Origin of the sequence: Blastococcus sp. TF02-09, assembly GCF_003319105.1 — a bacterium.
GTDB lineage: Bacteria > Actinomycetota > Actinomycetes > Mycobacteriales > Geodermatophilaceae > Blastococcus.
The window spans coordinates 287,603-299,689 of record NZ_QOHH01000003.1; the positions used below are offsets into that span (position 1 = coordinate 287,603).

Here is a 12,087-nt window from a genome sequence, read left to right on the forward strand (position 1 = left end):
GTGTGACAGGAGAACCCATCCCACCGGCCCCGCGCCCGCGTGTGGGCACCCGTCGCCGGGGAGCGCTCCTACACTCGTCCGGGTGGACACCGTCGTGAGCGACCCCGTGGTCGGGCTCGTTCTCGAGGGCCGCTACCGCCTCGAGGAACGGGTGGCGCGCGGCGGCATGTCCACCGTCTACTCGGCCACCGACCTGCGGCTGCACAAGACGGTCGCGGTGAAGGTCATGGCCGAGCACCTGGCCCACGACCCCACCTTCGTCGACCGCTTCACCCGCGAGGCCCGGGCGGCGGCGATGCTCAGCCACCCGAACGTCGTCGGCGTCAGCGACCAGGGGAGCGACCAGGGGCTGGTGTTCCTGGTCATGGAGCTGGTGCGCGGCCGCACGCTGCGCGACCTGCTCACCGCCCGCGGCCGGCTGACCGTGGCCGAGGCGTTCGCCGTGCTGGAGCCCGTCCTCTCCGGGCTGACCGCTGCCCACCGGGCCGGCATCGTGCACCGCGACATCAAGCCGGAGAACGTCCTCATCGGCATCGACGGCGTGGTGAAGGTCGCCGACTTCGGGCTGGCGCGCGCCGTCGTCGGCACCGGGCAGACCAGCCAGACCGGCGGCGTCCTCATCGGCACCGTCGCCTACCTCTCCCCCGAGCAGCTCGAGCGCGGCCGCGCCGACGCCCGCAGCGACATCTACGCCGCCGGCATCGTGCTGTACGAGATGCTCACCGGGCACCCGCCCTACGGCGGCGACACCCCGCTGGCGGTCGCCTACCAGCACGTGCACAACGACGTCCCCGCCCCGTCGAGCGAGGTGCCCGGGCTGCCGTGGCAGGTCGACGAGCTGGTCGCCCGCGGCACCCGCCGGGACCCCGCCGGCCGGCCGATCGACGCCGGCGCCTTCCTCGCCGAGATGAACGACGTGCGCAAGGACCTCGGCATCGAGCCCGTGCCGGTGCCCACCGGGCGCAGCACGGCCGGCCCCGCGACGCTGCGCCCCACCAACCGCCCGACCCGGCCGCGGCACCCCAGCAACCCGGGCACCGCCGTCCTGGGCGCCCAGCGCAACGGCCGCACCAGCACGATGCCGGGCATGGGCGCCGGCCCGACCACCGACGTCGGCGGCCGGCGGCCCGGGGTCGACCGCGCGCGCCCCGGCGTGCCGGAGCACATCCGCCGCCGCCGCGCTCGCTTCGCCGTCGCCCTCGTGCTGCTGCTGGCGATCACCATCGGCGCCGTCGGCTGGTGGCTGGGCAGCGGCCGGTGGACCGACGTCCCGAACCTGGTCGGCAAGTCGCGCGAGGCGGCCGTGGACCTGCTGCAGGAGGCCGGCCTGGACCCGGAGCCGGTCACCGAGCAGTGGAGCGAGGACGTCCCCGCCGGCACCGTGATCTCCATCGACCCCGCGGCCGGTGGCGAGGCCATCCGCGGCACCGACGTCGAGGTCGTGGTGTCCAAGGGCCCCGAGCGCTACGTCATCGCACCCGAGCTGGTCGGCCGCCCGGCCGACGAGGTCGAGGCGACGCTGCAGGAGAGCACCCCGGTGCAGATCACCCGCACCGAGGTCTTCGACAACACCGTCCCGGTCGGGATGGTGACCGCCTTCGACCCGCCCGCCGGCACGAAGCTGACCCGCGAGCAGGTCGTCACGATGCTGGTCAGCAAGGGGCACGCGCCGGTGGCCGTGCCCGACGTGACCGGCCAGACGCCCGAGCAGGCGACCGCGAACCTCGAGGAGCTCGGCTTCGAGGTGGTCCGCGGCGAGGACGGCCGCAGCGCCGACGTCGACAAGGGCGAGGTCATGGCCGTCGCCCCCGCTCCCGGCGAGAAGGCGCCCTACCGCAGCACGGTGACGATCCGGGTCTCGGTCGGCGTCCCGCTGGTGGAGGTGCCCGACGTGGTCGGCCTGAACGAGGCCGACGCGATCGCCAAGCTGCGGTCGGTGGGCCTGGAGGTCGAGTCGACCCGCTTCTTCGGCGACCGCGTCTTCCGGCAGAGCGTGAGCCCCGGCGAGACCGTCGAGCAGGGCACCAAGGTCACGATCCTCCTGACGTTCGGATAGGCGCGCGCCCGCCGTGAGCTCTCCCCGTCGCGTGCCGCCGATCGGCGCGCACATCCAGATCAAGGGCGGCCTGGCCAAGGGCGGCCTCCCCTACACCGACGCCGTCGGCGCCGCTGCCGTGCAGGTGTTCGTCGGCAACCCGCGGGGCTGGAAGCTCACCCCGGGCGACCCGGCCCAGGATGCGCTGTTCACGGCGGGGTGCACCGAGCGCGGCGTCCCCTCGTTCATCCACACGCCGTTCCTGGTCAACGTCGGCTCCCCGACCGAGGCCACCGTCGAGCAGTCGGTCGCCTCGATCGCGCACAACCTCGCCCGCGGCGCCCAGCTCGGCTGCGACGGCGTCGTCGTCCACGCGGGCTCGGCCGTCGGCGAGGACCGCTACGCCGACGCGCTGCGGCAGCTGCACGAGCGGCTGCTGCCGGTGCTCGAGGCGGCCGACCCGTCCGGGCCGCGGCTGCTGATCGAGCCCACCGCGGGCGGGGGCAAGGCGCTGGCGGCCACCGTCGAGGACCTCGGCCCCTACTTCGCCGCGCTGGAGGACCACCCGCTGCTGGGCGTCTGCTTCGACACCTGCCACATCTGGGCGGCCGGGCACGACCTGGTGACGCCGGGCGGGATGACGGCGACGCTGGACCTGGTCGAGGCGACGCTCGGGCCGGGCCGGCTCGGGCTGGTGCACGCCAACGACTCCCTGGACGCGCGCGGCTCCAAGCGCGACCGGCACACGACGATCGGCGAGGGCTCGATCGGCGTCGCGCCGTTCGCCGAGCTGCTGGCTCACCCCTCGATGGCCGGCGTCCCCGTGGTGGTGGAGACGCCCAGCCTCAAGGACGGCGACCCCTGCGGTGGCCACGCCGCCGACATCAAGCTGCTCAACTCGCTGATCCCCGACGGCGCCTGACCCCGCCCGCGCCGCGCGAACCATGCGAACTCGTGGCCATCGGGCGCTGATCACCACGACTTCGCATGGTTCGCGCCACGAGGAGGCCCAGATGCGGTTCCAGGTGGTGCCCGCCGCCTACGTCCTGTTCCGGCGTCGGCAGAGTGGCGTCGAGCAGCTCCTCCTCCAGCTGCGCCGGGGCACCGGCTACATGGACGGCCACTGGACTGCCGCTGCTGCCGGGCACGTGGAGGCGGGTGAGTCAGTGCTCGAGGCCGCGGCGCGAGAGGTGGCCGAGGAGCTGGGCGTGGCCCTCCATCCGGCCGACCTCGTCCCTCTCTGCGCGATGCACCGGACCGTCGCCCCGCACACCCCGATCGACGAGCGGGTCGACTTCTTCTTCGAGTGCCGCCGGTGGACCGGTGTCCCGGCGACGCAGGAGGTGGACAAGTCCGCCGACCTCCGGTGGTTCGACCTCGCTGACCTGCCCGACCCGGTTGTGCCGCACGAGCTGCAGGTCATCGAGGGGCTGCGGGCCGGAACGCTGCAGCCCGTCGTCACCCACGGCTTCTAACCGCACGACGATGTCCCTGAGGCGGCCATTCCGACGGCAGGAATGGCCGCTCCAGGGACAACGCGGCCGGGCGCCCCTAGCGGGCGAGGAGGGCGGTGAGGACGTCGGCGGCGCGGTCGATGGCGGCGCGGTCGACGTCGAGGTGGGTGACCAGCCGGACGCGAGTGGGGCTCACCTGCGACACCAGCACGCCCTGCGCCTTGGCCGCCTCGGCCAGCACCGGTGCGTCGACGTCGTCCAGCACGACCATGTTGGTCTCCACCGACGCCGAGTCGACGCCGAGCCGCTTCGCCAGCAGCCGGGCGTTCTCGTGGTCCTCGTGCATCCGCGGCAGGTGGTGGTCCAGCGCGTACAGGCACGCCGCGGCCAGCACGCCGACCTGGCGCATGCCGCCGCCGAGCCGCTTGCGCCACAGCCGGGCGGTCGCCATCCGCTGCGCCGAGCCCACCAGCACCGAGCCGACCGGCGTCCCCAGGCCCTTGGAGAAGCAGACCGACGCGGTGTCGGCGAGCCTCCCGTAGGTCTCCAACGGCACCCCGGAGGCGACGTGCGCGTTCCAGATGCGCGCCCCGTCGAGGTGGACGGCGACGCCGGCACCGCGCGACCAGTTCCACAGCTTCTGCAGCTCGTTCAGCGGCTGCACCCGCCCGAAGCCCCGGTTGTGCGTGTTCTCCACGGCGATGGCGGCGGTGCCGGTCAGGTGCCAGTCGGTCGTCGGCCGCACCTGGGCGATCAGCGCGTCGGCGTCCAGCAGCCCCCGGTCGGAGACGACGGTGCGCGTGGACAGGCCGAAGATCGCCGCGGCGGCACCCATCTCGTAGGTGACCACGTGCGCGTCGGCGTCGCAGAGCACCTCCTGCCCGGGCTCGGCGACCAGCCTCATCCCGATCTGGTTGCCCATGGTCCCGCTGGGCACGAACAGCGCCGCCTCGTGACCGAACAGCGCCGCCACCCGCTCCTCGAGCGCGCGGACGGTCGGGTCCTCGGCGTAGACGTCGTCGCCGGTCTCGGCATCGGCCATGGCGCGACGCATGCCCTCGGTCGGGCGGGTGACGGTGTCCGAACGGAGGTCGACGAACGTCATCCCCGGAGCATCTCGGCGACGAGGAAGGCCAGCTCGAGCGACTGCCCGGTGTTCAGCCGCGGGTCGCAGGCCGTCTCGTACCGGCTGTTGAGGTCCTCGTCGCTGATCTCCATGGCGCCGCCGAGGCACTCGGTGACGTCCTCGCCGGTGAGCTCGACGTGGATGCCGCCGGGCCAGGTGCCCAGCCCGCGGTGCACGTCGAAGAAGCCGAGCACCTCGTCGACGACGCGGTCGAAGTGGCGGGTCTTGTAGCCGCTGGGCGACTCGTGGGTGTTGCCGTGCATGGGGTCGCACTGCCAGACGACCTCGTGGCCGCTGGCGGTGACCTTCTCGACGATCGCCGGCAGCACGTCGCGGATCTTCCCGTTGCCCATCCGGCTGATCAGCGTCAGCTTTCCGGGGACGCCGTCAGGGTCCAGGCGCTCGACGAGCTCGGTGGCCTGCTCCGGCGTCGTCGTCGGGCCGATCTTGACGCCGACCGGGTTGGCCAGCTTCGAAGCGAACTCGATGTGCGCGCCGTCCATCTGCCGGGTGCGTTCCCCCACCCACACGAAGTGAGCGGAGAGCGCGTACGGGCGGCCCTCGTGCATCCGCAGCAGGGCGCGCTCGTAGTCGAGGATCAGCGCCTCGTGCGAGTTGTAGAGCTTCACCCCGCGCATCGCCTCGGAGTCGATGCCGCAGGCGCGCATGAACGCCAGCGCCCGGTCGATCTCGCGGGCGATGACCTCGTAGCGCACCCCGGCCGGGGAGTTGGCGACGAAGTCCTGGTTCCAGTTGTGCACCGCGTGCAGGTCGGCGAGGCCACCGCGCGCGTAGGCGCGGATCATGTTCATCGCCGCGGCGGAGTTCGCGTAGGCCCGCACCAGCCGGTACGGGTCGGGGATCCGCTTCTCCAGCACCGGCTCGAGGCTGTTGACCATGTCGCCGCGGTAGGAGGGCAGCCCGAGCGCGTCGGTGTCCGACGAGCGCGGCTTGGCGTACTGGCCGGCGACCCGGCCCACCTTCACCACCGGCACGCTGGCCCCGTAGGTGAGGACGACGGCCATCTGCAGCAGCGTGCGCGTGGTGGCCTGCAGGTGCGGCTCGGTGTTGAGGTCGAAGGTCTCCGCGCAGTCGCCGCCCTGGAGCAGGAACGCCTTGCCGCGGGCCACGTCGGCGAGCTGGGCGCGCAGGGCGTCCACCTCGCTGGGCGCGACGATCGGCGGCACGGTCGAGAGCGTGCCGAGGACGGCGTCGAGCGCGGCGCGGTCGGGCCACGTCGGCTGCTGGGCGGCGGGCAGCTCCCGCCACCGGTCGAGACCGGGGACGTGCTCGGCAGAGACGGGGGAACTCACCCCCCGAGGGTACGGCGCGCGCGGCTCAGCCGAAGAAGACCTCCGCCTCGGCGTAGCGCTCCGGGGGCACCAGCTTGAGCTGAGCGGTCGCCTCGCTCAGCCGCACCCGCACGATGTCGGTGCCGCGCAGGGCCACCATGATCCCCGACTCCCCGTCGTGGACGGCGTCGATCGCACCGAGCCCGAACCGGGTGGCCAGCACCCGGTCGAACGGCGACGGCGTCCCGCCGCGCTGGATGTGCCCCAGCACGACCGCCCGCGCCTCCCGGTTGGTGCGCTCCTCGAGGACCGCGGCCAGCGCCGCCCCGATGCCGCCGAGCCGCACGTGCCCGAACGCGTCCTTCTCCCCGTCGCTGAGCACCATGCCGCCGTCCGTGGGCGTCGCGCCCTCGGAGACGACGACGATGGGCGAGAACCCCGACTCGAACCGGTGCAGGCAGTGGGCGACCACGGCGTCCATGTCGAACGGCTTCTCCGGGATGAGCACCACGTTGGCGCCGCCGGCCATGCCCGCGTGCAGCGCGATCCAGCCCGCGTGCCGCCCCATCACCTCGACCACCAGCGTGCGGTGGTGGCTGTCGCCGGTGGTGTGCAGCCGGTCGATGGCCTCGGTGGCGACCCCGACGGCGGTGTCGAAGCCGAAGGTGTAGTCGGTCGCGTCCAGGTCGTTGTCGATCGTCTTCGGCACCCCGACGACGCGCACCCCCGCCTCGGCCAGCCGGGTGGCGACGCCGAGGGTGTCCTCGCCGCCGATGGGGATCAGCGCGTCGATGCCGAGCCTCTCGAGCGTCGCGAGCACCCGCTCGGGGCCGCCGTCCAGGGCGTAGGGGTTCGTGCGGGACGTGCCGAGCACCGTGCCCCCGCGGGGCAGCAGCCCGCGCACGGCGGCCAGGTCCAGCCGCACGGTGTCGCCCTCGAGCACCCCGCGCCACCCGTCCCGGAAGCCCACCAGCTCGTCACCGTGCTCGCCGATGCCCTTGCGGACGATCGCGCGGATCACCGCGTTGAGTCCGGGGCAGTCACCGCCGCCGGTCAGGATGCCGATGCGCATGCGTTCCTCCGGGGAAGGAGCGGGCTGGCCGAGGAGTTGTCCCGGGTCATGATGCCGCAGGTCGGACCCGCACCGGACCCTTTCCGCACCATCGCGGTGACCGGCGCGTCCGGCACCCTCGGCGGGCGGGTGGCCGACCGGCTGTCCGCAGCCGGTGCCCCGCTGCGTCTGGTGGTCCGCGACCCCGCGCGCGCACCGTCGCTGCCCGGCGCGGAGGTGGTCGCGGCGCCCGGCGGGTACGCCGACGGCGCCGGGCTGCGGGCGGCGCTCACCGGCGTCGACACCGTCTACCTCGTGTCCGCCGCCGAGGCGCCCGACCGCCTCGAGCAGCACCGGACCGCGGTCGCGGCCGCGGCGGCCGCAGGTGTGCGGCGGATCGTCTCCTGAAGGACCCCCCTTCCCCCCACGCCTCGCCAGCTCGGCGCGGGCCCCTGAAGGGCGGCCACCCGAGTCACAGGCCATCGCCGCGACCGGCCTGCGCGCCACCGTCCTGCGGCACAGCATGTACGCCGACTTCGTGCCGTTCTTCGCCACGCTCGAGGACGGCGTCGCGGTCATCGCCGCGCCCGCCGGGGAGGGCCGGACCGGCTTCGTCTCCCGGGACGACCTGGCCGACGTCGGGGCCGCCGTCCTCCTCCGCGACGACGACGAGCTCGCCGGGCGCACCCTCGACGTCACCGGGCCGGAGGCGCTTCCCATGACCGAGGCCGCCGCCGTGCTGGCCGAGCTCACCGGCCGGCCCGCGGAGTACCGGGAGCAGACCGTCGAGCAGGCGTGGGAGACCCGCCGGCCATCCGGGCACCCGGACTGGGAGATCGAGGGCTGGGTGAGCAGCTACCTGGCCATCGCCGCCGGCGAGCTGGCCGCAGTCACCGACACAGTCCCCCGGCTCACCGGGCACCCCGCGCGCAGCGTGGCCGACCACCTGCGGGCCCACCCCGAGGACTGGGCGCGCCTGCGGGGCTGAGCGTCAGCCGGTAGCCATCGCCCAGCTCGTCGGGCCGTCCTGGCCGAGCCGCACCTCGTGCCGGACCGACATCCCGTGCGCCTCGTAGAACGGCACGTTCGCCGGGTTCATCGTGTCCAGGCACGCGACCAGCCCGGCGTCCCGCGCCGCGGCGAGCCCGCGCTCGAGCAGCTCGCCGCCCACGCCCTGGCGGCCGGCGTCCGGATCGACGCCGAGCAGGTGCAGGTAGGCGTGCGGCGCCGGCGGCCGCAGCGCGTCGAGCACGGACATCGCGTCGCCGATCTCGCGGGCCCGGGCAGCGCCGAGGAACCCGGTCAGCAGACCACCGATCGAGGGCAGCTCCTCCGGCCCGTCCGGCGCGGCGGCCTGCGGGGACGGCCACCGCCACATCGCCACCCCCACCGGCTCCGACCGCGCGGCGACGTCGACCCGCCCGTCGGCCAGGTAGCGCTCGGCGAACAGCCCGAACATGGCCGCGCAGGCGTGCGGCCGCACGGCGGGGTCGGGGAAGAACCAGACCATCAGCGGGTCCCCGAAGAAGGCGCGGGCCAGCACGGTGCGCGCCCGGGCGACGCTGATCTCTGCCACGCCGTGCAGCGTCCCGGAGACGCCGGAGAGGCGCCAGCTCAGCCGTGCTCCTCCAACACCCGCCAGCGCGCCAGGTTGTAGCGGGCGTCGACGAGTGCGTCGTGGGTGCCCTGCGGCTTGGGCGGCAGCGGCGGCTGCCCGCGGTCGTCCCAGCGCTGGCGCAGCTCGCGGGTGAAGCGCGGGATGGGCCGCGGCAGCGCGGTCATCGGGCCCCACAGCTGCGCCAGCGCGACGTGGTCGTAGGCGGCGAACCAGGCCCACAGCTCGATCTCCTCCCCCGGGCCGGTGAGGAAGGCGAGCAGGTCGTCGCGGATCCGCTCGCGGGGGCGCCACGCCTTGTCCGCCGGCGGGGGCAGCTGGTCCAGGACGTTGCGGCGCACCCATGGGATGGCCTTCCGCTCGTCGAACTGGGTGCTGACCGCGTAGAACTCCCGGCCGGTCTCGTCCACCACGCCGATGGAGACCAGGTCGATCGTGGTGCCGTCCTCGATGAACTCGGTGTCGTAGAAGAAGCGCCGCACGGTCACTCGGCCACCGTGTCCCCGTCGCGCGGCGGGCCCGGCTCCTGCCAGCTGTCCCGCACGGCGACGGCCTCCACCTCGACGAGCTGGTCGGCGTGGCCGAGCACGGTCACGCCGACGAGCGTGCTCGGGGCGTCGTGCCGACCGAAGGCGTCCCGCACGACCTGCCAGGCGGCGAGCAGGTCCGCGCGTTCGCTCGTCGCGACGTACACCGTCGTCTTGAGGACGTGCTCGAGCCCGGCGCCGGCCGCTTCCAGCGCCGTCGCCAGGTTCTCCATCACCTGCCGGGCCTGCCCGGCCACGTCCCCCACGGCGACCGTCGCGCCGTCGGCGTCCAGCGGGCAGGCACCCGCCGTGAACACCATCCGGCCGGGATCGGTGACGGCGGCGTAGGCGTACGGGACGGTGGGGCACAACGCCGACGGGCGCACGAGCTCGATGCCTGAGGTCACCCCGCGATCATCGGGCACCCGGGCGCCGGTGTCGCCCGGAGCGCGCGCTGCTGAGGTGCACCGACGGCGTCGGGCGATAGGTTCGCGGTCATGCCTGTCCTGGCCATCGATGCAGGTACCACCGGGGTGACGGCGCTGGTCGTCGGCGAGCAGGGCGACGTGCTGTCCCGCGGCTACCGCGAGTTCGCCCAGCTCTTCCCGCGCCCCGGGTGGGTGGAGCACGAGCCCGACGACATCTGGACGGCGACGGTCGCCGCCTGCCGCGAGGCCCTGGCCGGCACCGAGGACCAGCCGACGTGCATCGGGATCACCGACCAGCGGGAGACCGCGGTCGTCTGGGAGCGCCGCACCCTGCACTCCCCCCGCCCGGCGATCGTCTGGCAGGACCGGCGCACCACGGGCATCTGCGACCGGCTGCGCGCCGACGGTGTCGAGGACCGCCTCGCGGGGCTCACCGGCCTGCGGCTGGACCCGTACTTCACCGGCACCAAGTTCGCCTGGCTCGCCGAGCACGAGCCCCGGACGTGGGCCGGGGTGCGCGACGGCTCCCTGGCCCTGGGCACCGTCGACTCCTACCTGATCGCCCGGCTCACCGGCGGCGCCGTGCACGTCACCGATCCCAGCAACGCCAGCCGCACCCTGCTGTTCGACCTGGAGAAGGGTGCGTGGTCGGACGAGCTGTGCGACCTGTTCGACGTGCCGCGGTCCGCGCTGCCCGAGCTGGTCCCGAACTCCGGCGTCGTCGGCACCACCGACCCCGACTCCTTCCTGGGGCTCTCGCTGCCGATCGCGGGCATGGCCGGCGACCAGCAGGCCGCGCTCTTCGGCCAGGCGTGCTTCTCCCCCGGCATGAGCAAGTGCACCTACGGCACCGGCTCGTTCGTGCTCACCAACACCGGGTCGAGCCCGGTGCGCTCGGACGCCGGCCTGCTGACCACGGTCGCGTGGGACCTCGGCGACGGGCTGGTCTACGCGCTCGAGGGGGCCATCTTCGTCACCGGCGCCGCCGTGCAGTGGCTGCGCGACGGGCTGGGCCTCATCGACTCCGCCGCCGAGATCGAGGGGCTGGCGCGCACCGTGGCCGACTCCGGCGACGTCGTCTTCGTGCCCGCGCTCACCGGCATGGGCGCCCCGCACTGGGACCCGCACGCCCGCGGCGCCATCCTCGGCATCACCCGCGGGACCACCCGGGCGCACATCGCCCGGGCCACCCTGGAGGCGCTGGCCTTCGAGGTGCGCGACGTCGTCGACGTGATGGTCGACGAGGCCGGGCTGTCGGTGCCGGAGCTCTCCGCCGACGGCGGGGCCAGCGCGAACGACCTGCTGCTCCAGCTGCAGGCCGACCAGCTCGGCGTCCCGGTGCGCCGGCCGGTGGTCACCGAGACGACGGCGCTGGGCGCGGCGTTCCTGGCCGGGCTGGGCACCGGCGTCTGGGGCTCGACCGACGAGCTGGCGCAGACCTGGGCGCTGGACCGCCGGTTCGAGCCGACCCACGGCCTCCGCGACGACGGCCGGCACGACCGCTGGAAGGACGCCGTGACCCGCGCCGGCTCCTGGACCCGCTAGGCGCCCCGGCGGCGGCCGCCGACGGAGTGGGTGCCGAACTCGCGGCCGTCCAGCGCGGCGATGTCCCGCTCGAGCTGGGGCACCCGCTCGCGGGACACCTTGAGCACCGCCCGCTCGGCGAGCACCCCGGTGACCAGCTGGCGGAGTGCGGACACCGCGCCGAGGCTCCGCGGCACGTACACCCGGCGGCCGCGGGTCTCCAGGTTCTCCACGAGCGCCTCCGCGCACTCCTCCGCCGACGTGTACCTGCCCAGCGGGCCCGGGAGGTCCTTGCGGGTCTCGGCGAACGTCGGCAGCGCCGCCTCGGTGTCGCGCACCAGGTCGGTGTCGATCCACGTCGGGTGGGCGCTCGCCACGGTCACCCCGCGGTGCGCCACCTCCAGCCGCAGCGCGTCGCCGAACCGCTCGACGCCGGCCTTGGAGGCGCAGTAGGCGCTCATGCCCGGCAGCACGGTGAACGACGCGGCCGAGGCGACGATCTGCACGTGCCCGCGCCGCTTCGCGACGAAGGGCAGGGCGGCGTGCACGGTGAGCATCGCGCCGATCAGGTTGACCTCGATGGTGCGGGCCAGCGCGTGCGCCGACGACGTCATCACCGTGGTCAGCGGCGCGATGCCGGCGTTGGCGACGACGACGTCCAGCCCGCCGAAGGTGTCCACGGTCCGCGAGACGGCGGCCTCCAGCGCCTCGGGGTCGGTGACGTCGGCCTCCACCCACAGGTGCTCGGGGCCCAGCTCGTCGGCCACCCGGGCCAGCTCCTCGGGCTCCAGCCCGACCAGGGCCACCCGGGCGCCCCGGGCGGCGGCCTTGCGGGCGAGCGCGGCGCCGATGCCCCGTGCCGCGCCGGTGATCAGCACCGACTTCCCGGCGAGCGGCGTGCGGGTGCGCGTCGTGCGGAAGGCCATCGTCGGCTCCTCGGGCTCCGGGCACTCGCATCGAGCGCCTGCTGAGCAGCCGTTGTAGCTTGTTGAGCGTTGCTCAGCAAGCCGGGAGTCGGACAGCAGACGACGAGGA

13 protein-coding genes are annotated in these 12,087 nt (G+C 74.3%); 6 read left to right on the forward strand and 7 right to left on the reverse strand.

Features of this window, described 5'->3' with window-relative positions; all coding sequences use genetic code 11:
• Window positions 1–82 precede the first annotated feature (82 nt).
• The 3 genes from pknB (at window position 83) to DQ239_RS06375 (ending at window position 3,510) form a co-directional block, all read left to right on the forward strand.
• Window positions 83–2,056, forward strand: coding sequence for a Stk1 family PASTA domain-containing Ser/Thr kinase (gene pknB / locus DQ239_RS06365; RefSeq protein ID WP_113833562.1), 1,974 nt, complete (start codon window positions 83–85; stop codon window positions 2,054–2,056).
• A 13-nt stretch (window positions 2,057–2,069) separates the two neighbouring features.
• Window positions 2,070–2,957 (forward strand): deoxyribonuclease IV, encoded by an 888-nt coding sequence (locus tag DQ239_RS06370; RefSeq protein WP_233488822.1) that lies wholly within the window; start codon window positions 2,070–2,072, stop codon window positions 2,955–2,957.
• 91 nt (window positions 2,958–3,048) lie between these two features.
• Complete coding sequence (locus DQ239_RS06375) at window positions 3,049–3,510, forward strand: NUDIX domain-containing protein (protein WP_113833564.1); 462 nt, start codon at window positions 3,049–3,051, stop codon at window positions 3,508–3,510.
• A gap of 76 nt (window positions 3,511–3,586) precedes the next feature.
• Here DQ239_RS06375 and DQ239_RS06380 read toward each other — a convergent pair whose 3' ends face one another.
• Genes DQ239_RS06380 through DQ239_RS06390 form a run of 3 tightly spaced genes read right to left on the reverse strand, consistent with a single transcriptional unit; the run spans window position 3,587 to window position 6,979 of the window.
• A complete protein-coding gene (locus DQ239_RS06380; protein ID WP_113833565.1) occupies window positions 3,587–4,594 on the reverse strand; it encodes a GntG family PLP-dependent aldolase in 1,008 nt (335 codons plus the stop codon).
• On the reverse strand, window positions 4,591–5,928 hold the full coding sequence (locus tag DQ239_RS06385; RefSeq protein WP_113833566.1) for a 3-deoxy-7-phosphoheptulonate synthase class II: 1,338 nt from the start codon (window positions 5,926–5,928) through the stop codon (window positions 4,591–4,593). The genes DQ239_RS06380 and DQ239_RS06385 overlap by 4 nt, the downstream gene beginning before the upstream one ends.
• 25 nt (window positions 5,929–5,953) lie before the next feature.
• Window positions 5,954–6,979, reverse strand: coding sequence for a 6-phosphofructokinase (locus tag DQ239_RS06390; protein ID WP_113833567.1), 1,026 nt, complete (start codon window positions 6,977–6,979; stop codon window positions 5,954–5,956).
• Window positions 6,980–7,075: 96 nt separating this feature from the next.
• Between DQ239_RS06390 and DQ239_RS20580 the strand changes: the two genes are divergently transcribed.
• Together DQ239_RS20580 and DQ239_RS20585 are read left to right on the forward strand one after the other, a co-directional pair.
• Window positions 7,076–7,366, forward strand: a complete 291-nt coding sequence (locus tag DQ239_RS20580) for an NAD(P)H-binding protein (protein ID WP_233488824.1) — start codon at window positions 7,076–7,078, stop codon at window positions 7,364–7,366.
• 115 nt (window positions 7,367–7,481) lie between these two features.
• Window positions 7,482–7,946 (forward strand): hypothetical protein, encoded by a 465-nt coding sequence (locus DQ239_RS20585; RefSeq protein ID WP_199582721.1) that lies wholly within the window; start codon window positions 7,482–7,484, stop codon window positions 7,944–7,946.
• A gap of 3 nt (window positions 7,947–7,949) precedes the next feature.
• Here the strand turns inward: DQ239_RS20585 and DQ239_RS06400 are convergent, their stop codons facing one another.
• The 3 genes from DQ239_RS06400 to DQ239_RS06410 are packed head-to-tail and all read right to left on the reverse strand — an operon-like array spanning window position 7,950 to window position 9,507.
• Entirely contained in the window at window positions 7,950–8,534 is a 585-nt protein-coding gene (locus DQ239_RS06400; protein ID WP_113833568.1) for a GNAT family N-acetyltransferase, read from the reverse strand.
• Window positions 8,535–8,572: 38 nt separating this feature from the next.
• Entirely contained in the window at window positions 8,573–9,061 is a 489-nt protein-coding gene (locus tag DQ239_RS06405; RefSeq protein WP_233488826.1) for a polyadenylate-specific 3'-exoribonuclease AS, read from the reverse strand.
• Complete coding sequence (locus tag DQ239_RS06410; protein WP_113833569.1) at window positions 9,058–9,507, reverse strand: RidA family protein; 450 nt, start codon at window positions 9,505–9,507, stop codon at window positions 9,058–9,060. The genes DQ239_RS06405 and DQ239_RS06410 overlap by 4 nt, the downstream gene beginning before the upstream one ends.
• A 90-nt stretch (window positions 9,508–9,597) precedes the next feature.
• On the opposite strand from DQ239_RS06410, the gene glpK reads away from it, so the two are divergent.
• Window positions 9,598–11,073, forward strand: a complete 1,476-nt coding sequence (gene glpK / locus DQ239_RS06415; protein WP_113833570.1) for a glycerol kinase GlpK — start codon at window positions 9,598–9,600, stop codon at window positions 11,071–11,073.
• Here glpK and DQ239_RS06420 read toward each other — a convergent pair.
• A complete protein-coding gene (locus tag DQ239_RS06420; protein WP_113833571.1) occupies window positions 11,070–11,978 on the reverse strand; it encodes an SDR family oxidoreductase in 909 nt (302 codons plus the stop codon). The two genes, glpK and DQ239_RS06420, sit on opposite strands and share 4 nt — an antisense overlap.
• Between the last annotated feature and the right edge of the window lie 109 nt (window positions 11,979–12,087).